14 protein-coding genes are annotated in these 20,374 nt (G+C 63.2%); 10 read left to right on the top strand and 4 right to left on the bottom strand.

Annotated features, from left to right (window positions below; translation table 11 throughout):
• Positions 1–44: 44 nt before the first annotated feature.
• From ASD44_RS16180 to rpe, 8 genes are all read left to right on the top strand, one after another.
• Positions 45–1,922: an extracellular solute-binding protein gene (locus ASD44_RS16180; protein WP_056114231.1), complete on the top strand. Its 1,878-nt coding sequence runs from the start codon at positions 45–47 to the stop codon at positions 1,920–1,922.
• A gap of 8 nt (positions 1,923–1,930) precedes the next feature.
• Positions 1,931–3,799: an extracellular solute-binding protein gene (locus tag ASD44_RS16175; RefSeq protein ID WP_056116375.1), complete on the top strand. Its 1,869-nt coding sequence runs from the start codon at positions 1,931–1,933 to the stop codon at positions 3,797–3,799.
• A gap of 30 nt (positions 3,800–3,829) precedes the next feature.
• Positions 3,830–4,936, top strand: coding sequence for a microcin C ABC transporter permease YejB (locus ASD44_RS16170; protein WP_056114228.1), 1,107 nt, complete (start codon positions 3,830–3,832; stop codon positions 4,934–4,936).
• 14 nt (positions 4,937–4,950) lie between these two features.
• The gene (locus ASD44_RS16165; RefSeq protein ID WP_156459934.1) at positions 4,951–6,099 is read left to right on the top strand and encodes an ABC transporter permease; all 1,149 of its coding nucleotides are present in this window, start codon (positions 4,951–4,953) and stop codon (positions 6,097–6,099) included.
• Entirely contained in the window at positions 6,096–7,727 is a 1,632-nt protein-coding gene (locus ASD44_RS16160) for an ABC transporter ATP-binding protein (protein WP_056114220.1), read from the top strand. The genes ASD44_RS16165 and ASD44_RS16160 overlap by 4 nt, the downstream gene beginning before the upstream one ends.
• A gap of 67 nt (positions 7,728–7,794) precedes the next feature.
• Complete coding sequence (locus tag ASD44_RS16155) at positions 7,795–8,736, top strand: glyoxylate/hydroxypyruvate reductase A (protein ID WP_056116373.1); 942 nt, start codon at positions 7,795–7,797, stop codon at positions 8,734–8,736.
• 430 nt (positions 8,737–9,166) lie between these two features.
• The gene (locus ASD44_RS18805; protein WP_244478785.1) at positions 9,167–13,303 is read left to right on the top strand and encodes a DUF11 domain-containing protein; all 4,137 of its coding nucleotides are present in this window, start codon (positions 9,167–9,169) and stop codon (positions 13,301–13,303) included.
• Between the two features lie 106 nt (positions 13,304–13,409).
• Complete coding sequence (gene rpe / locus ASD44_RS16145) at positions 13,410–14,087, top strand: ribulose-phosphate 3-epimerase (protein WP_056114215.1); 678 nt, start codon at positions 13,410–13,412, stop codon at positions 14,085–14,087.
• 28 nt (positions 14,088–14,115) lie between these two features.
• Here rpe and nagA read toward each other — a convergent pair whose 3' ends face one another.
• Genes nagA through ASD44_RS16125 form a run of 4 tightly spaced genes read right to left on the bottom strand, consistent with a single transcriptional unit; the run spans position 14,116 to position 17,958 of the window.
• A complete protein-coding gene (gene nagA, locus ASD44_RS16140; RefSeq protein ID WP_056114210.1) occupies positions 14,116–15,270 on the bottom strand; it encodes an N-acetylglucosamine-6-phosphate deacetylase in 1,155 nt (384 codons plus the stop codon).
• Complete coding sequence (locus ASD44_RS16135) at positions 15,267–16,295, bottom strand: SIS domain-containing protein (protein ID WP_056114207.1); 1,029 nt, start codon at positions 16,293–16,295, stop codon at positions 15,267–15,269. The genes nagA and ASD44_RS16135 overlap by 4 nt, the downstream gene beginning before the upstream one ends.
• Positions 16,292–17,080 (bottom strand): GntR family transcriptional regulator, encoded by a 789-nt coding sequence (locus tag ASD44_RS16130; protein ID WP_056114204.1) that lies wholly within the window; start codon positions 17,078–17,080, stop codon positions 16,292–16,294. Before ASD44_RS16130 ends, ASD44_RS16135 begins: the two co-directional genes overlap by 4 nt.
• Positions 17,077–17,958 (bottom strand): N-acetylglucosamine kinase, encoded by an 882-nt coding sequence (locus ASD44_RS16125; protein ID WP_056114200.1) that lies wholly within the window; start codon positions 17,956–17,958, stop codon positions 17,077–17,079. The genes ASD44_RS16130 and ASD44_RS16125 overlap by 4 nt, the downstream gene beginning before the upstream one ends.
• 197 nt (positions 17,959–18,155) lie before the next feature.
• On the opposite strand from ASD44_RS16125, the gene ASD44_RS16120 reads away from it, so the two are divergent.
• Together ASD44_RS16120 and ASD44_RS16115 are read left to right on the top strand one after the other, a co-directional pair.
• Positions 18,156–19,112, top strand: a complete 957-nt coding sequence (locus ASD44_RS16120) for an N-acetylmuramic acid 6-phosphate etherase (RefSeq protein ID WP_056114197.1) — start codon at positions 18,156–18,158, stop codon at positions 19,110–19,112.
• 2 nt (positions 19,113–19,114) lie between these two features.
• Entirely contained in the window at positions 19,115–20,374 is a 1,260-nt protein-coding gene (locus ASD44_RS16115; protein ID WP_056114194.1) for an ABC transporter substrate-binding protein, read from the top strand.

Below are 20,374 nucleotides of genomic sequence, written 5' to 3'. Positions count from 1 at the left end.
AATGGTCTAGATTGCGCGCCGAAGCTTACTGCAGAGGAAGACGGATGACGGGTTGCCGCAAGCGAAGCATTCTTGGAACGGTCGTTGCCGCTGCCCTGTTGGCCGCTGGTGCGGTCCACGCCCAGGAATGGCACACATCTTCCTCCCTGATCGGCGACTCGAAATATGGCCAGGACTTCCAACGCTACGATTATGTGAACCCGGATGCGCCGAAGGGCGGGACGCTGAATTCGACGGTCACCGGAACGTTCGACAGCTTCAACCCCTACATCGTGCAGGGTTCGCCGGCCGCGGGCCTCGTCGGGTTTGGAGGCGGGCTGCTCTACGATACATTGATGGAACAGGCGACCGACGAAGGCAGCGTCAGCCATCCGCTCGTCGCCGACGCCTATAAATATCCAGACGATTATTCGTCTGCGACTTACCGGCTCGATCCCCGCGCCCGATGGCATGACGGCAAGCCGATTACGGTCGATGATGTCGTCTGGTCCTTCAACGTGCTGAAAGCCAACAGCCCGATGTACAACCGCTATTTCGAGAACGTCACGGAAGCGGTCGCCCTTTCCGACCGCGAGGTCCAGTTCAAGTTCGACCAGAAGGGCAATCGCGAACTGCCGAAGATCATCGGCGACCTCGTGCTACTGCCGAAGCACTGGTGGGAAGGCACGGACGCCAGTGGCAAGAAGCGCGACATCACCAAGCCGACGCTGGAAGTCCCGCTCGGCTCCGCCGCCTATAAGATCAAGAGCTTCAAGCCCGGCGCGGAGATCGTCTGGGAGCGCGTGCCGGACTACTGGGCCGCCAGGCTGCCGGTGAAATTGGGGCGCGAGAATTTCGACACCCGCCGCTACACCTACTTCCTCGATGAAACCGCGGAATGGCTGGCCTTCACCAAGGGCGGCCTGCAGGACATCAATTCCGAAAACAGCGCCCGCGACTGGATGACCAAGTATACTTTTCCAGCCCTGAAAGCCGGTGACGTGACGAAGAAGGAATTCAAGGCGAACGCACTGGCCCGCATGCAGGGTTTCGCAATGAATACGCGTCGCCCGCTGTTCCAGGACCGGCGCGTGCGCCAGGCGCTTTCTCTTCTCTACCCATTCGACACGATGAACCGCACGATGTCGTTCGGGCTGAATACGCGCATTACCAGCTACTTCATCGGCAGCGAACTTGCTTCCAGCGGCCTTCCGCAGGGCAAGGAGCTGGAAATATTGAACCAGTACAAGGACAAGCTGCCGCCGGAACTGTTCACGCAGGAATGGAAGCTGCCGGCCTTCGACAACTCGCAGGACGAGCGCAAGGTTCTCAAGCAGGCGGTGGACCTTCTGGCCGCCGCGGGCTGGAACATCAAGGACGGCAGGATGGTGAATGCGCAGAGCGGCGCGCCATTCCGATTCGAGGTCCTGGATTCGCGGCAAGGCGCGGAATCGTCGCTGACGCCCTACATCCAGATGCTTCGCAAGATCGGCATCGAGGCGACGCTGCGTTTTGTCGATCCGTCCCAATATGTGAATCGTCTTAGCGACTTCGACTTCGACATGACGACGGTCGTGCTGGCCCAGTCGGATTCGCCGGGCAACGAGCAGCGCGACTTCTGGTCGTCCAAAGCTGCGGATTCGCCAGGGTCGCGCAACTATGAGGGGATCAAGGATCCGGTTATCGACGCGCTGGTGGAGCGTGTGATCTTCGCGACGAACCGGGACGACCTGGTGACGGCGACGTATGCCCTCGACCGCGTTTTGCTGTGGAATTTTTACGTCGTGCCGCAACTGACCCGGCCCGACGTCTGGCTCGCCTCGTGGAACAAGTTCGGCGTGCCGGACAAGCAGCCGACCTATGTCGGTCCCGACATCGAATCCTGGTGGATCGATCCGGAGAAAGAAAAGGCGCTCGCGGCCAAGTACAAGAGCGGCAATTGATGGTTGGTTTGGCGCGGCTGTCCCGCAGGAACGTCATCGCGCTTGGTGGGGCGGCGGCGACGGCCGCATTCCTGCCGGGCAGGCTCTTCGCCAGCAGCCCGGCCGGTGCTAGGCTGCATGGCCTGTCGGCGTTCGGCGAGCTCAAATATCCGGTCGATTTCCAGCAATTCGACTATGTGAACGTCGATGCGCCCAAGGGTGGGACCTTCAATTTCGGTCCGTCGCAATGGGTGTTCAACCAGAACCCCAACACGTTCAACACGCTAAACAGCTTCGTGCCCAAGGGCGACGCCCCGCCGCGCATGGAAATGTGCTTCGACAGCTTGATGGTCAGCGCCCTGGACGAACCGGACTCCATCTACGGGCTGGTAGCGGAAGCGGTGACGATTTCGCCGGATCGCAACAGCTTCGTGTTCGCGCTGCGGCCCGAGGCGCGCTGGCATGACGGTTCGCCGCTGACGGCCGAAGATGCCGCCTTCACGTTCAATCTTTTCAAGGATCAGGGGCACCCCGACCTCTCGCTGCCGCTCAAGGAGCTGACCAAGGCCGTCGCGGTAGACAAGACAACATTGCGGCTGAGTTTTTCCGGAAAGCAGTCCGATCGCACCATACTGGATGTCGCAATTTTTCCGATCCTGTCGAAAGCCTATTTCGCCAAGGTCCCCTTCGACGGCTCGCGCATGGAAGCGCCGCTCGGCTCCGGTCCCTACAAGGTCGGGCTGGTGCGGCCTGGGCAGACGATCGAGCTGGACCGGGTGGCCGATTACTGGGGCAAGGATTTGCCGGTCAATCGCGGCGCCAATAATTTCGACAAGCTGCGCATCGAATTCTACGGCGACCGGCAAGCGGCTTTCGAGGCGTTCAAAAAGGGTCAGGTACATTTCCGCGAGGAAGCGACGTCCCGGGTCTGGGCGAATGGATACGATTTTCCGGCGCTCACCGCCGGCAAGGTGGTGAAACGCGAATTTCCCTCGGAAAAACGCCCTCTCCTGTATGGCACCGCCATGAACCAGCGGCGCGAACGGTTCAAAGACGTGCGCGTGCGGCGCGCGATTTCGCTCTGCTTCGATTTCGAATGGACCAACAAATCGCTGTTCTACGGCCTCTACGACCGCGCCCAGTCCAACTTCGAGAAGTCGGACTTCAAGGCGACAGGCGTCCCCTCGCCAGAGGAGTTGGCATTGCTGAAACCGCTGCGCGACAAACTGCCGTCTGAAGTCTTTGGCGAAGTCAATATCTTACCCGCCTCGGACGGCAGCGGCCGCGACCGGAAACTGCTGCGTGAATCGCAAAGGCTGATGATCGAGGCGGGCTGGAAGCGATCCGGCCCGTTCTTCCAGAATGCAGCCGGCGAAACTTTCAAGGCGGAAGTCCTTGTTCACGATGACGACCTTACGCGCATTTACGCTCCCTGGGTGGAGAACTTGAAGGCCGTCGGCTTCGACGCCTCGATTCGTCTCGTCGAATCGGCGCAGTATCAGGAAAGACAGGCCAGTTTCGATTTCGACATGATCGCCATGGCATTGCTGTTCTCGCCGACCCCCACACGGGAGGGCATGGACGGCGTCTTCCATTCGCGCTCGGCCAGTCTGCAGGGGTCGCGCAACCTGCCCGGCATAGCGGATCCTGCGGTCGACGCGCTGGTAGAGGCAATAGACAAAGTCCAGGACCGCGCCGCTCTTATAACGGTGCTGCGCGCGCTCGATAGGGTCTTGCGCGCGCGCCTGGACTGGATTCCAAGTTGGTATTCGGCGAATCACCGCGTGGCCTTCTGGGACATGTTCGGCTTCAAGGAACCGAAACCGGACTATGGCTTCGCGATGGAAGCACTGTGGTGGTTCGACAAGGACAAGGCGGCGAAGATTGGCAAGGCCTGATATTCCGGTTCGAACAGGGGCTGCTTCCTGATGGGCGCCTATATACTGCGCCGCATTCTCCTGATGATCCCGACGCTGTTCGGCATCATGGCGATCTCCTTCGCCGTCATCCAGTTCGCGCCCGGCGGACCGGTCGAGCAGGTCATCGCCAATCTGACCAACCAGGGCGGCGACAGCGGCGACCGGCTTGGCGGCGGAGGCGGTGGCGACCTTGCCGGCGGCGGCTTCGATGCCTCGGGCGGCGACGCCAACAGCAAATACCGCGGCGCGCAGGGTCTTGACCCGGAATTCATCGCCAAGCTGGAAAAGCAGTTCGGCTTCGACAAGCCGCCGCTCGAACGCTTCGGCATGATGCTGTGGAACTATCTGCGCTTCGATTTCGGCGACAGCTATTTCCGCGATGTTTCGGTGGTCGACCTCATTCTCGAAAAGATGCCGGTCTCGATCTCGCTCGGTCTGTGGATCACGCTGATCTCCTATCTGATCTCGATTCCCCTCGGCATCCGCAAGGCGGTGCGCGACGGCTCCGGCTTCGACGTCTGGACCAGCGGCATCGTCATCGTCGCCTACGCCATCCCTGGCTTCCTGTTCGCCATCCTGCTGATGATCCTGTTCGCCGGCGGCTCGTTCTACGACTGGTTTCCGCTGCGCGGCCTCACCTCGGACAATTGGGACCAGCTTTCCTGGCCGGCGCGCATCCTCGACTATTTCTGGCACCTGACGCTGCCGCTGACGGCGATGGTGCTGTCCGCCTTTGCCACCACGACGCTTTTGACCAAGAATTCCTTTCTCGAGGAGATCCGCAAGCAATATGTCGTCACGGCGCGGGCCAAGGGCCTTTCGGAAGGTCGGGTGCTTTACGGACACGTCTTCCGTAACGCCATGCTGATCGTCATCGCCGGTTTCCCGGGCGCGTTCATCTCGGCCTTCTTCACCGGCTCGCTGCTGATCGAAAACATCTTCTCGCTCGATGGCCTCGGCCTGCTCGGTTACAAGTCCATCGTCGCCCGCGATTATCCGGTGGTGTTCGCCAACCTTTACATCTTTTCGCTGATCGGCCTGTTCGTCAGCCTCGTCTCCGACCTCACCTACACCTGGATCGATCCGCGCATCGATTTCGAACGCCGGGAAGTGTGATGTCGGACATCCAGATGAAAGCGGCGGTCGAGACGGAGCGCGAGGAAATCGGCCGCGAAACGAAAAGGGCCTGGCTTTCGCCGCTCAACCAGCGCCGCTGGGCCAATTTCAAGGCCAACCGGCGAGGCTACTGGTCGCTGTGGATTTTCCTCATCCTGTTCGTGCTGACGCTGTTCTCGGAGTTCATTGCCAACGACAAGCCGATCCTCGCCTATTACAAGGGCGAAATCCTGTTTCCGGTTCTGGTCGCCTATCCGGAAGAAAAATTCGGCGGCTTCTACGCTGTCGCGGACTACCGCGATCCGGTGATCCGCGACGAGATCGAGGCCAATGGCTGGATGATCTGGCCGCCGATCCGCTATTCCTACCGGACGGTCAACAACGCCGTTCCCGAAGCGGCGCCGGCAAAGCCCTCCTGGCTCTATGACAAGGACAAGCGCTGCGCCCAGTATCCGCAGAAGGCCGCCGACCCTGAATGCGTGGTCGGCAACTGGAACTGGCTCGGCACCGACGACCAGGCGCGCGACGTCTTGGCGCGCGTCATCTACGGTTTCCGCATCTCGGTGCTGTTCGGCCTGATCCTGACGGCAGGTTCTGCCCTGATCGGCGTGTCCGCCGGCGCGATCCAGGGCTATTTCGGCGGCTGGACCGATTTGATCTTCCAGCGCTTCATCGAGATCTGGTCGGCGATCCCGGTGCTCTACCTGCTGCTCATCGTCGCCGCGATCCTGCCGCCCGGTTTCTGGATATTGTTGGGGCTGATGCTGCTGTTTTCCTGGGTCGCCTTCGTTGGCGTCGTGCGGGCCGAATTCCTGCGCGCCCGCAACTTCGAATATGTCAACGCGGCGCGGGCGCTCGGCGTGCCCAACCGCACCATCATCTTCCGGCATCTCCTGCCGAACGCCATGGTGGCGACGCTGACCTTCCTGCCATTCATCCTCAACGGCTCGATCTCGACGCTGACCTCGCTCGACTTCCTCGGCTACGGCCTGCCACCAGGGTCCGCCTCGCTGGGCGAATTGCTGAAGCAGGGCCAGCGCAACCTCAACGCGCCGTGGCTCGGCTTCTCCGGCTTCCTCGTCATCTCGCTCATGCTGTCGCTGCTGATCTTCGTCGGCGAAGCGACGCGCGACGCTTTCGATCCAAGGAAAACGTTCAAGTGAGCGAAGCTCCCCTCCTCTCTGTCCAGGACCTGTCCGTCGCCTTCGAACAAGGCGGCAAGGCTTCGCTTGCGGTCGACCGGATATCCTTCGACATCGCCAAGGGAGAAACGCTGGCGCTGGTGGGCGAATCCGGTTCGGGGAAATCGGTTTCGGCGCTTTCGGTGCTGAAGCTTTTGCCCTACCCAACCGCCAGCCATCCGTCCGGCAGGATCGTCTTCGACGGCAAGGACCTTCTTTCCCTGAATGAAAAGGAACTGCGCAAGGTCCGCGGCAACAAGATCACCATGATCTTCCAGGAGCCGATGACCTCGCTGAACCCGTTGCATACAATCGAGCAGCAGGTCGTCGAGGTGCTGAAACTGCATCGCGGCATGGGCGACCGGCAAGCGAAGGCGCGCACGCTGGAGCTTCTCAACGAGGTCGGCATCCGCGACCCGGAAAAAAGGCTTTCAGCTTACCCGCATCAGCTTTCCGGCGGCCAGCGCCAGCGCGTGATGATCGCCATGGCGCTCGCCAACGAGCCGGAACTGCTGATCGCCGACGAGCCGACGACGGCGCTCGACGTCACCGTGCAGGCGCAGATTCTCGAGCTGCTGGCCAATCTCAAGAAGAAAAACGGCATGTCGATGCTGTTCATCACTCACGACCTGGGCATCGTGCGCAAGATCGCCGATCGCGTCTGCGTCATGACCAAGGGCAAGATCGTCGAAACCGGCATCACCAAGGAAATCTTCGCCAACCCGCAGCATGAATACACCCGCCATCTGCTGGCCGCCGAGCCGAAAGGCAAACCACCGACAGCCGACGAGACGGCGAAGCCGGTGATGACGGGCGAGGACATCAAGGTCTGGTTCCCGATCAAACAGGGCTTCTTCCGCCGCACTGTCGATCATGTGAAGGCCGTGGACGGCATCGACATCACCGTGCGCGCCGGCCAGACAGTCGGCGTCGTCGGCGAATCCGGTTCCGGCAAAACGACGCTCGGCCTGGCGCTGTCGCGGATGATTTCGTCAGAGGGCGAAATCCGCTTTAACGGCCGCGACATCAACGAACTGTCCTTCAACGCCATGCGGCCATTGCGGCGTGAACTGCAGATCGTTTTCCAGGACCCTTATGGTTCGCTCAGCCCGCGCATGTCGGTGGCCGAGATCATCGAGGAAGGCCTGAAAATCCACGAGCCGAAACTGTCGGCACAGGCACGAGACCACCGCGTCGTCGATGTGCTCAATGAGGTAGGCCTCGATCCGGCAACGCGTTTCCGTTACCCGCATGAGTTTTCCGGCGGGCAACGCCAGCGCGTCGCCATCGCACGGGCAATGGTGCTCAATCCGCGCTTCGTCATGCTGGACGAACCGACCTCGGCCCTTGACATGAGCGTTCAGGCGCAAGTGGTCGACCTGCTGCGCAATTTGCAGGCCAAACACAACCTCGCCTACCTGTTCATCAGCCACGATTTGAAGGTGGTGCGCGCGCTGGCCAACCATGTCATCGTCATGCGCAATGGCAAGATCGTCGAGGCGGGAGCCTCCGAGGATATTTTTGGCAATCCGCAAACCGACTATACAAGGGCGCTGATCTCGGCTGCGTTCCGCATCGAAACCGCGCCTGTAGACGTGGTCAGCCAGTAGCATTCCGATGCAGGAGGAGACCAGGCACATGCCAGCCGCGGACAGCTCGGAAGATAGCCGGCCACCAATTGAGCGCGGCCGCGTGCTTTTGTCGGTCACCGGTTTCCATCCGCAGCGCTGGCATGATCTGCTGTCGGCCGAGCGCGAGGTGGTGACGGAACCGGACGGACCAGCCGATCCCTCCATTCACTATGCCGTGGTGTGGAAGCAGCGGCCGAACGTGCTCTCGTCACTGCCCAATCTGCGCGTCATCTTCTCGATCGGCGCGGGCGTCGACCACATCTTCGCCGATCCGACTGTGCCGGACGTACCCATCGTCAAGATCGTCGCCGACAATTTGAGCCAACACATGGCGGAATATGTGGTTTGGCGCGTTCTCGACCACCACCGCCAGGGCATGCTCTACAGGGCGCAGCAGCCGAAGAAGACCTGGCATGAACCGCCCCAGCGGTCGGCGCAGGATATTTCGGTCGGCATCATGGGACTGGGAACGCTTGGGCGGGCCTGTGCATCGGCCTTGCTTCCGCTCGGCTTCACCGTGAATGGCTGGTCGCGCACTGACCGCCCGCTGCCGGGCGTCTCGACGTTCGCAGGCGAGGCTGGACTTTTCCCCTTCCTCAATGCCACCGATATTCTTGTCGTCCTCCTACCGTTGACCTCGGCGACGCAAGGCATCGTCAATTACGGCCTGCTCAAGCAGTTGCGCAGGCGTAACGGCCTTGGCGGCGCGGTGCTGATCAACGCCGGCCGCGGCCGGCTGCAGAAGGATGCCGACATCTTGCGGGCGCTGGATGACGGCACGTTGAAGGAAGCCAGCCTCGATGTCTTCGAGGTCGAACCGCTGCCCAAAACCAGCCCGCTGTGGAGCCATCCGAAAGTGTTCGTGACGCCGCACGCGGCGGCAACCTCGGATCCTTCGCATCTGGCGCCGATCATGCTGCGCCAGATGGCCGCCTTCGAACGCGGCGAGCCGTTGCAGCACCTCGTCAACCGCGAAGCCGGTTACTGATCCGAAGGTTCGGCCCCGAATATATTTCCGTGAACCTTCCATCCACCCGCCACGACTGACTGTCTGAAGCCATCAGGCGTTTCAGCGGGAGGAGCGGGACATGAACAGGACGATGGAACGCGGACAGCTCACCAAACGGCCTTGGGCCACATGGCACAACCTTGGCGACAATCACGACGCGTTCGGCTTTCCGCTGGTTCCGTTGACCGGCTCCAACGCCCGGCGTATCGTGAGGCCGAGGGACATTTGCGGTTTGAATACGGGAGAGAGTGCCGGAACAGCGCGGCTGGTTTCCTGCGGTGCGTCCATCCCGGCAGTTGATCCCACAGACAACGGAAGATGTCCCGTGCCTTGTGACGGCGAACGCCCGATCCCACACCTCCCAGCCCGCCTGGCGCGCATTCGCCAGAGCTTCCGGTTTGCCGCAGGCTTGGCGGCTCTGACGGCCGGCCTCTGGTTCTCGCCCGCTCAAGCGCAGGACGCGCAGACACAGATCATCTACCCCGGCTCCATGGCTGTGACCGGCTTTGCCGGGACGACCATTCCCGGCATCGAAAACGGCCTGCCGCCCGGCGTCGATCCCGTCGACGAGACATTCATCGACACCGGCCTTGCGACATTGCGCGTCTTCGACCCATCCAGTCTCGGCGGTCCGGCGTCAGGCCAACTCGTCAGCACGCCACCGCCCTTTGAGGTTACAGCCGGACAGATCGGGCAAGTGTTCGGCCTCACTTATGACGACGGCATGCGCGACGGCCTGCCGTCAGACGTTCCCAATCTCTACGCCGGTGCTACGTCGCTGCACGGTTTGCGCATCGTCACCCCGGACGCCGACGGAGACGGCCGGCCAGAGCGGCAGCGGCGCGGCGCGGCGGACGCCGTCTTCATGGACGGACAGTTCGGCGAGGAGAATGGCGGCGGCCCTGGCACAATCTGGAAGATCGACGGCATCAGCGGTACGGTCAGCAAACTCGCCGACATCGACGGCAACAGCGGACCGGGCATCGGCGATGTCACGTTCGACGGAAAACATCGCCAGTTCTTCGCATCCGACCTCGACAATGGCCTGATCCACCGCATCGGCGCCGACGGCAATCTCCTCGACACATTCGATCATGGCGTCGCCGGACGGCAGGGGGAAGACCTCGAGGCCGTCGCCGACGACGGCGCTGTGATGGATATTCGCAATCCCGTCTTCGACAGCGAGGACCCGGAAAGCTGGGGCTATACACAGGACCAGCGGCGTGTGTGGGCCGTCGCCTACCGTTCCGGCCGGCTCTATTATTCCGTCGGCGAAGAGGCCGAAATCTGGTCGGTCGGCATCACCGAGAACGGCGGCTTCGGCACCGATCCGCGCCGTGAACTCACGGTGAAGGCTGAGCGCGACCAGGCCGTCACCGACATCGCCTTCGGCAGCGACGGCGCGCTCTATCTGGCGCAGCGCGGCCCTCTCGAGAACCGCTACGACTACAGCCAGTTCGCCGATTCCGGGAAGGGGGAGGTGCAGCGCTATGTCCGCGAAACGCCGGACGATCCGGCCACCGAAAGCGCCTGGGTCGAAAGCCCGCAGAGCTACGCCATCGGTTTTCCGGAAGGCCACCGACAGGCCGCCGGCGGGCTCGACCTGCAATATGGCTATGACCGCGACGGTAATCTCGACACCAATGCCTGCGCCGCCACGCTGTTGGCAACCGGCGACAAGCTGCGCGACAATCCGGCCTACGCAGAACGGCTCGCGGCAGGCGGGCCGCTGGCGGTGCATGGCGTCCAGATCACCGGAACCGAGAATGTCCGCCCTGCCAACGAACCGCCCTTCGCCTCATGGTTCGTCGATTTCGACGGTTATTTCGAAGACCCACAGATGGAAGGCCAGGTTGGCGACGTCGAGGTCTGGCGCCCGTGCCAGGGCAGCGGCGACGTCTATGACGAAACGCTGGAAGGCTTCCTGCCCTTCTACCCGCATTACATACCACCCGGCATCGACCTGCCGTTTTGCGAACCCGGCCACAAGGGGCCCGACCCGCGGCGCCCCGAGACAAAGCGGCCACAGACGCATGCCGTGCCGACGCAAGGCGAACCGGGACGCGACCGGCAGGTGGACTGCCGCCAGCGTGAACCGGACCTGAAGATAGAAAAGCGCGCCGATGTGAGGCGCTGCACGATCGCCGGCGGCTGCGCCTTCACGATCACTGTCACGAATGTCGGCGAGGCGCCCTATCATGGGCCGATCGTGCTCGACGAGGTGACCCTGCCGGCCGGCTCGACGATCGATGCCGGACCGAATCCGCCGTGGACCTGTGCGCCCGCGACAAGCCCGATGAGTTGCACGCATCCGGAAACGACGCTCAATCCGGGCCAGTCCGTCGATCTCAGCCTGAGCTTCAAGCCGGCAGCCGGCTGGCAGGGACGCACTTTCGCCAACTGCGCGCGCTTCGACTATCGGGGCAGCAACAAGACCTATTTCGGCCGCACGGAAAACGACCGCGCCTGCGCCCGTATTCCGCTTTGCCAGCGCGGCGACCGCGACAAGAGCTGCCGCCCGCCACCGGAGAAGAAGGCCGACCTGATCCTGAAGAAGCGCGCCCGCAGTCCTGTCTGCACGGCGGAAGGCGTTTGCACCTTCCTCATCGACGTCATCAACAACGGCTCGACAACCTATAGCGGACCGCTAACGGTGGCCGATTCCTACCCCACCGGCGCGCCTTCGTCTTCGACTTTCGGGCCGACGCCGCCCTGGACCTGCGGACCCAACGGGCCTAGCCAGTTCCGTTGCGACCACCCGGGCATTGTACTGCCTCCGGGTGCTTCCACATCGATCGGCGTCAAGGCCATCATGCCGGCTGGCTACCAGCGCGACATCGTGCAGAACTGCGCCGAGGTGAAACCCCTTGGCGGCGAGACCGACCTCACCAACAACAAGGCATGCGCCACGGCGCGCTTCCGCCGCCCGAACGGCGAAAAGCCGGCGCTGCGCATCACCAAGCAGTGCAACAACGCAGCGAATGGCGGCGCGGCGGTATCGTGCCGAATTACTGTCGTGAATGCCGGCACGGTCACGCCTGCCGGCTCCATTCGCGTGGACGATGCCGCGACCCTGATCGGCTCCGGCAATCCGGTCCAGATCCAGAACGTCACACCGGACGGCGTAGAATGGTCATGCGGCGGTGTGCCGTCGGCCAACCTGTCGTGCAAAATTCCCGGCGAGGTGCTGACACCCGGGGCCAGCCGTCATTTCGACGTCACGGTCGCAGGCCTCGCCGAATTCGAGAACTGCGCGCGGGCCACCCAAGGCCCAGCGCCGGGAGACGACATCGTCTACCCAATCGGCAAAGCCTGCGCCAAGGGCGGCGGTGTTCGGCAAGCGCCGATACGCGTCGAAAAGACCGGCGACGCCGAATGCCGCGTCGGCCAACCCTGCAGCTTCCGCATCACCATCGCCAACGATGGCGACAGCGCTTTCTCCGCGCCGATGCGGGTCGGCGATGCCATCGGCATCAATGGCGCCGACCGGCTGGAGGGCGTAACGGTGAAATCCATCTCGCCTCCCTTCGGCTGCGACGCCGAACCGACCACGCTGCCGCTCTCCTGCATTGCCAACCTCTCGCTCGATCCCGGCCAGAGCCACTCGCACTCCGTCACCGTCGTTATTCCGGATGCCGGCCCGCTGACGGCGATGGAAGGCCGGATACCGGCGCAGAATTGTGTCGGCGTCGTCTCGCCGGAGACGCCGGTGCGCGGCGGTGTGGTGCTCGGCCGCGGCGCGGACGGCAGCGGCAAGGCCTCTGCCTGCCATGGCTTCACCATCGTCAAGGACAGCAAGAAACCTGAACCGCCACGCACGCCTCCGGGCGACGACGCCTGCCCGGCAACATTCGTGATGAGCCCTTCGGGCACCTGCACGTGCCCGACCGGCGCGACCTTCCGCAACGGACAATGCTCCGGCGGTCCTGTCGATCAACCGCAGCCTGAACAGCCCAGGCCGGAAAGGCCTAAGCCTATCGACCCGCAACCCGAACAATGCGTGCTGCTGAAAGGCCAAATACGCACCGGTGCAGGCGAATGCGTCTGTCCGCGCGGCACGCAGTTGCTGAAAGGCGCTTGCCGTACGCCGGAAAAAAAGACACCGGAAAAGCCGCCTGTGCGCCAATGCAAGCTGCTGCCGGGCCAGATCAGGACCCAGGCCGGTGACTGCGTCTGCCCGCGCGGCAGCGAGTTCAATGGCAAGCGCTGCGTGTCGGCCAAGAAGCCGGTGCTGGAATGCGACATCCGTGGGCAGATCCGCACCAAACGAGGATCCTGCGTCTGCCCACGCGGCATGGAAGTGGTCCGCGGCTCATGCCGGCCTGCCCGGCAGCTCGAATGCCCGGAAGGAACCGTCGCCCGGGGCGGTCGCTGCATCCTGCTCAGGCAACGGGACTGCCCGCGCGGCATGATCGGCGAATATCCGGACTGCTTCGAGCCGCGGCGGCCGATTTTCGAGTTCGAGCCACGCATGATCGAACCTTTCATCCCGCGCGGCGGTGACATACGCCGCCGCCCAGGCCGGAGCGACAATTTCCAGAGATAGTCGAACCCAGGACCTTCGCCTCTCCTCTCCCGGGAGGCGAAGAAATTCCGGTCGACAACCGGCGTTCCTCCAGCTAGGCCGGAGGCCTGTAGAAAGAGGCATCGGCATGACCGGCAAGACACTGATTGCGCCATCCGTCCTGGCGTCGGATTTCTCGAAGCTGGGAGACGAGGTCGAGGCAATCGCGGTCGCGGGCGCCGACTGGATCCACCTCGACGTCATGGACGGGCATTTCGTGCCGAACATCACCTTCGGCCCGCCGGTCATCAAGGCGATCCGCAGCCGCACCGACAAGTTCTTCGACTGCCATCTGATGATCGCGCCGGCGGATCCTTATCTGGCCGCCTTCGCCGAGGCCGGCTGCGACGGCATGACGGTGCATGCCGAGGCCGGGCCGCATCTCGACCGCTCGCTGCAGAGCATCAGGAACCTCGGAAAGAAAGCCGGCGTATCGCTCAATCCAGCGACGCCTGAATCGGCAATCGAATATGTGCTGGACCGGCTCGATCTCGTGCTGATCATGACGGTGAATCCCGGTTTCGGCGGCCAGGCCTTCATTCCCTCCATCGTCGATAAGGTGAAGCGGGTGAAGGCGATGATCGGCGCGCGGCCGATCCGCATCGAGATCGATGGCGGCATCACGGCCGAGACGGCGCCGCTGGTGACAGCAGCCGGAGCTGACGTGCTGGTGGCAGGCGCGGCGATCTTCAAGGGCGACAGCGTCGAGTCTTATCGGAAAAACATCGAGGCTATCCGGTCGGCGGCGGACAGGGCAGCGGTCTAGAGCCCTCCATTGTTGGGAACGTAAGGTTTCAGCCGACGACCCTTTCACCACCGATCCAGACGCCCTTGACCTCCAGATCGTCCGACAGGGCGACGACGTCGGCCGCCGTGCCGTTCGCGAACCGGCCGATCCGGTGCGACTGGCCCACCGCTTCGGCTGGATAGAGCGAGGCCATGCGCAAGGCATCCGTCAAATCCTTGCCCTGCAGCCGTGTGATGAAGCGCACGGCGGAGATCATGTCGAGGTCGGCCCCAGCCAACGTGCCGTCGGCCAGCGTCAGGCGCCCGTCCTTGCGGTGGATGGTGCGGCCGTTAAGCGTGAACGAGGTCATGTCGGTGCCGATGGTGGCCATGGCGTCGGTGACGAGGAAAATTTTGCCCGGACCGATTTTGGCGCGCATGGCAATCTCTATCGTGGAAAGATTGACATGGATGCCATCCGCGATCAGGCCAGCCGAAAGACGCCCATCGTCAATCGCCGCGCCGGCAAGGCCCGGCTCGCGGTTGCCGATCTGGCTCATGGCGTTGAACAGATGCGTCACCATCGATGAACCGGCGGCTGCGTAGATGACAGCGGTCTTGTAGCTGACGTCCGAATGGCCGAGACTGACCACGATTCCCGCCTGCGCCAATGCGGCAACCTGTTCGACGGTCGCGGATTCCGGCGCGACGGTGGTGAGCAATACCGGCAGTTGTTCCCGCGCCGCGATCAGTGCGGCTTGATCGGCGGCGGTCATCGGTCGAATCAATTTGGGATCGTGCGCGCCCTTGCGGCCGATCGAAAGGTGCGGCCCCTCCAGATGCAGGCCAAGAAAGCCCGGCACCTTCTGTCGCGCAGCTTCAGCGCCGGCTGCGACGGCGCTGGCCGTGATCTCCGGCGTATCGGTGATCAGCGTCGGCAGCAGCGACGTCGTGCCGAACGGTGCGTGCGCGCTGCAGATCGTCCCGATGCCTTCAACCGACGGGTGGTCGTTCAACATGACGCCGCCGCCGCCATTGACCTGAAGATCGACGAAACCCGGCGCCAGGATCCCGCCGATCTCAAGGCGTTCGACGTCCGGCTGCACGGCCGCTTCCGGCAGGATGGCCTCGATCAGGCCGTCGCGCATGACCAGCGCAGCGCCTTCGTGCCAATCATCGCCGTCGAAAATCCGGGCGCCGGTCAAGGCGAAGGGCGCTCTCATATCGTCTCCGTCACCTTCCGCAGATTGGGCGGAGTATCCGGATCGAGGCCTCGATGGCGGGCAAAGGCTTCGATGAAGGCATAGAAGGACACAACGAGCGGCAACGGGTCGGTCAGCGGGTGACCGGTGGCGACGAACGGAAGCGAAATGGCCTTCTTCGCGCCGTCGCTGGTGATGAATGAGGCCGCACCCTTGCCGGCGAGGTCATCCGCCGCTTCGGCGACCGACCGGTGCGATGCGTCCCGCGCCGCCAGCGTCAGCACGGGAAAGCCCGGCCCGACCAGAGCCAGCGGCCCGTGCATCACCTCGGCGGCGCTATAGGCCTCGGCATGCATGGCGCAGGTTTCCTTGAACTTTAGCGCCGCTTCGCTGGCGATGGCGTAGGACGGACCCCGACCGAGCACGAACAGCGAGCCGTGGTTCGCCAGCGCGCCGGCCAGCGCCATCCAGTCGCAGTCGATGGCCTTTTCGAAATGCTGTGGCAGTTGCCTGAGCGCCGTCAACAGGCTGGTGTCTTGCGTGCAATGCGCCATCAAGGCGAGCCCTGCCAGCGCCGAGTTGACGAATGTCTTGGTCGCGGCGACGCTGCGCTCCGGGCCGGCGAGAATGTCGATGGCATGGTCGCAGGCCGAGGCCAGCGGCGACCCGGCTGTGTTGGTCAGCGCGACGGTCAGCGCCCCGCGGGAGCGCGCGCTTTCAGCCATGGCGACGATGTCAGGACTTTTTCCGGATTGCGATATCGCAAGGCAGGCCGAACCGTTCAGCCTCAGCTTCGCGCCGTAGATGGAAGCGATCGACGGTCCCACCGAGGCGACAGCCAGCCCGGCAGTCAGCTCGACGGCGTATTTGATGAAGGTAGCGGCGTGGTCGGACGAACCGCGCGCCACGCTGATGATGAAGTTCGGATCGCGGGCGCGGATATCGCGGCCGGCGGCGGTCAGCGCCGGTCCTGAACCGTCGAGAAGGCGAGCCGCTGCTTGCGGAATTTCCTCGATCTCGCGCCGCATATGGGTCTTGGCCGTCATGAGCGCTCCCCATTGCCGTCGCTTGCAACACCGAGGCGCAGTTCGGCGACGAAGTCATAGGCATCGCCGCGATAGATGGAGCGGGTGAACTCGATCACCTTGCCGCTGCCGAGATAGGAGATGCGCTCGATGCGCAAAGTGGCCGAGCCTGCCGGCACTTCGAGCAATTGCGCATCGCTTTCGCCGAGATTGGCGGCGGATATGCGCTGCACCGCCCTGACCGGCCGGTTACCGGTGGTCTCAAGCACCGCATAGAGCGAGGTCGCGATGGCGCCGGGATCAGGCAGCACGCTGGCCGAAATGGAGGCACGCTCGATAGCGAGCGGCGTATCGTTGGCGATGCGCAGGCGCGCGACGCGCGCGACCAGTTCGCTCGATGCAAGGCCGAGAACCATCATCTCTTCCGGCGACGGCGCATAGAGGCCGCGGTCCAGCCACTGCGACCGCACCGCCATGCCGCGGCGCGCCATGTCCTCGGTGAAGGAGGTCAGCCGCGACAGCGACTGTTCGACACGCTCCATGCGCGGCGCAACGAAGGTGCCGGAACCGTGCCGTTGCACCAGGATGCCGCCCTTGACCAGGTCCTGGACAGCCTTGCGCACGGTGACGCGGGATATATCCGCCTTGCTGGCGATATCGCGTTCGGAAGGGAGGGCATCGCCAGGTCCGATCACGCCGCGGTTCACGGCGTCCTCGATGCTCCGCCGCAATTGCAAATAGAGTGGCGCGCCGCCCTGCTGCGACTGCTTCAAACCTGAGAAGATGCTATCGGCAGCTTCGCTCATGGAGCGACCTCCGCCGCATCGGTAAACAAGCGCACAGCCATGCGCACCGCGCCGCCCAGCGCATCGTCCAGCGGTGGCTTCAGCAATGCCTGATAACGCGGCGAAAGGCGCAAGGCGTAAAGCGGAGCCAGCCCGCCGAGCAAGCACAAGGGATCGCCGTCACGCAGATTGAGCACGCCGAGCGCCGCCTCGACATCGTCTACCGCCTTGCCTACGATCCAGTTCGCCACCGCATCGCCTGCCGCCGCGCGCTCAAAAACCTTGGGCGCGAAGCCGCCGAAATCGCCTGGTTTGGCGTTGGTGGTAAACTCGACCAGATCCTCGGGATTGCCGCGGAACACTGCCAGCATCTCGTCCGTCAGCGGCGAGGCAGCGCGAATGCCATCATGGGCCAGCAGCGTCTGTTCGAGAAGATCGCGGCCGATGCGGGCGCCGCTGCCCTGATCGCCGACCTGAAAGCCCCAGCCGCCTATGGCACGTGAACTGCCATTCTTGCGCGCCATATAGGCCGTGCCGGTGCCGAGAATGGCCATTGCACCATCGCCGCCGCCGACGGCGCCTTCCAGGGCAATCTCGGCGTCGGTCTCGACCCGGCTTTTGCTGAAAGGCAGTATCGTCTCCAACTGCTGGCGATAGGTGCCGACATTGGCCCCGGCGAGCCCCAGAACGGCCGGCGTCGCTTCGATCAATTCCGGCGTGTGGCCGGCGGCAAGAAATGCCTGCCGCGCCGCCTCGACGATGTTGTCTCGCGCGCCGGTGAGATCGGTGCGTATATTGGCGGCCCCGCTCTTGGCGCGGGCCAGAATCCGGCCGTCAGGAGTGGCCAGAGCCGCCCTGCAACTGGTGCCGCCGCCGTCGATGCCGAGCACGAAATCCAAATTGGAGTCTCCTCGATTTGACCATACCAATAAAATACCAATTGACCAAGGATTAATTTCCACTGACAAACGGTTAAGATTTATCTCATTGAAAATCATCATTTTTTCTCACTTTCATCCTTGGCTGTTTGAAAACTCGTTAATGCGTGTGGACAAGTGGTATTTTTTTGGTATTGTCTTTCATTCGGAGGAAACAGATGGCGGAACCGCGCACAGAGGCGCAGCACAGGAATGCTCCCGGGCTCGACGCCCAGGCTCCCGACGCCATCCTGCGGTCGCTGGCCGACGCGCAGATTGAAGCCGCCGCCACCGTGCGCGACGCCATTCCCGCCATCGCACAAGCCGCCGTCCTGGTTGCCAATTGCCTTGGCGCCGGCGGCAGGCTCGCCTATGCGGCAGCCGGAAGCTCGGGGCTGATGGCGCTGGCCGATGCGCTGGAATTACCCGGCACGTTCGGCCTCGAGCGCGAGCGCATCTCGATATTGCTGGCCGGCGGCGACGAGGCGCTCCGCACCCTTGCAGGGGCCGCCGAGGACGACACGGAAGAAGCGACGGAGGCTGTTGCATCGGCGTCGATCGGCGCGGGCGATTGCCTGATCGCCGTCTCCGCCAGCGGCTCGACGCCTTACGCCTTGCGGGCGCTTGAAGAAGCCCGGAGGCGCGGTGCGGCCACCATCGCCATCGCCAACAACGCCGATGCAGCGCTGTTCAAGCAAGCCGACGTCGCCATTCTCCTGAAGACCCCGCCGGAAGTCATCGCCGGCTCGACCCGCATGGGCGCCGGCACGGCGCAGAAGATCGCGCTCAACATGCTGTCGACGCTGGCCGCCATCCATCTCGGACATGTGCATGACGGCTACATGGTCAATTTGACCGCAGACAACATCAAGCTGCGCGACCGCGCCACACGCATCGTCGCGGCGGTCACTGGCCGCAGCCATGGCGAGGCTTCTCGCCTGCTTGAGAAAAGCGGTGGCTCCGTCAAGGCCGCCATCCTTTTGGCAGCGGGTGCGACCGATGCCGATACGGCACACAAAATGCTGGACCAAAGCGGCCAGAAGCTCAGGCCGGCCCTGTCCGCAATCGAGGGGAGGATGCAAACCACCCACAACCGTTTCAAAGCCGAACCTGAAAAAGGTCAATTGGGAGACTGAAAATGAAGACGAAGCTCTTTACCGCCCTTCTTCTGGGTTCGAGCGTGCTTGGCGCTGCCGGCACCGCTCATGCCCAGGACGTGACGCTGAACATCGAAAGCTGGCGCAACGACGATCTCGCCATCTGGCAGGAGAAGCTGATCCCGGCGTTCGAAGCCAAGAATCCCGGCATCAAGGTCGTGTTCTCGCCGTCGGCCCCAACCGAGTATGATGCCGCGCTCGGCGCCAAGCTTCAGGCAGGTTCGGCCGGCGACCTGATCACCTGCCGCCCGTTCGACAAGTCGCTCGACCTCTACAACAAGAAGAACCTCGCCGACCTGACCACCCTGCCCGGCATGGAGAACTTCTCCGATGTCGCCAAGGCGGCTTGGACCACGGACGACGGCAAGGCGAATTTCTGCGTGCCGATGGCCTCGGTCATCCATGGCTTCATCTACAACAAGGACGCTTTCGACAAGCTCGGCATCAAGGTGCCGCAGACGCGTGACGAGTTCTTCGCAGCGCTCGACAAGATCAAGGCCGACGGCACCTACGTGCCGATGGCGATGGGCACCAAGGACCTCTGGGAAGCCGCGACCATGGGCTATCAGAACATCGGTCCAAACTACTGGAAGGGCGAGGAAGGCCGTCTGGCGCTTATCAAGGGCGAGCAGAAACTGACTGACGCCGACTGGGTCGCTCCCTATGCCGAACTGGCGAAATGGAAGCCCTATCTGGGCGACGGCTTCGAGGCACAAACCTATCCCGACAGCCAGAACCTGTTCACGCTCGGGCGCGCCGCCATCTATCCGTCCGGCTCATGGGAAATCTCGGTGTTCAACACGCAGGCGCAGTTCAAGATGGGCGCCTTCCCGCCGCCGGTCGAAAAGGCCGGCGACACCTGCTACATCTCCGACCACAACGACATCGGCATGGGTTTGAACGCCGCCTCCAAGAACGCTGACGCGGCGAAGAAATTCCTCACCTGGGTCGCCTCGCCGGAATTCGCCACCATCTATGCCAACGCGCTGCCCGGCTTCTTCAGCCTGAACTCCTCGCCAGTGAAGATGGAAGACCCGCTGGCGCAGGAGTTCGTCTCGTGGCGCGAGAAGTGCAAGCCGACGATCCGCTCAACCTACCAGATCCTGTCGCGCGGCACCCCGAACCTCGAGAACGAGACCTGGGTGGAATCGGCCAATGTGATCAATGGCACCGATACGCCGGAAGCCGCGGCCAAGAAACTGCAGGACGGTCTCGACGCCTGGTACAAGCCGGCTAAGTAA

This window comes from Mesorhizobium sp. Root554, assembly GCF_001427025.1.
Classification (GTDB): domain Bacteria; phylum Pseudomonadota; class Alphaproteobacteria; order Rhizobiales; family Rhizobiaceae; genus Mesorhizobium.
This window is presented reverse-complemented; position numbering and strand designations above follow the sequence as displayed.

What these genes read in the sequence shown, in the direction of transcription:
- ASD44_RS16180 (WP_056114231.1), top strand. Translation starts at nt 45, where the DNA reads ATGACGGGTTGCCGCAAGCGAAGCATTCTTGGAACGGTCGTTGCCGCT.
- ASD44_RS16170 (WP_056114228.1), top strand. Translation starts at nt 3,830, where the DNA reads ATGGGCGCCTATATACTGCGCCGCATTCTCCTGATGATCCCGACGCTG.
- ASD44_RS16165 (WP_156459934.1), top strand. Translation starts at nt 4,951, where the DNA reads ATGAAAGCGGCGGTCGAGACGGAGCGCGAGGAAATCGGCCGCGAAACG.
- rpe (WP_056114215.1), top strand. Translation starts at nt 13,410, where the DNA reads ATGACCGGCAAGACACTGATTGCGCCATCCGTCCTGGCGTCGGATTTC.
- nagA (WP_056114210.1), bottom strand. Translation starts at nt 15,270, where the DNA reads ATGAGAGCGCCCTTCGCCTTGACCGGCGCCCGGATTTTCGACGGCGAT.
- ASD44_RS16135 (WP_056114207.1), bottom strand. Translation starts at nt 16,295, where the DNA reads ATGACGGCCAAGACCCATATGCGGCGCGAGATCGAGGAAATTCCGCAA.
- ASD44_RS16130 (WP_056114204.1), bottom strand. Translation starts at nt 17,080, where the DNA reads ATGAGCGAAGCTGCCGATAGCATCTTCTCAGGTTTGAAGCAGTCGCAG.
- ASD44_RS16120 (WP_056114197.1), top strand. Translation starts at nt 18,156, where the DNA reads ATGGCGGAACCGCGCACAGAGGCGCAGCACAGGAATGCTCCCGGGCTC.
- ASD44_RS16115 (WP_056114194.1), top strand. Translation starts at nt 19,115, where the DNA reads ATGAAGACGAAGCTCTTTACCGCCCTTCTTCTGGGTTCGAGCGTGCTT.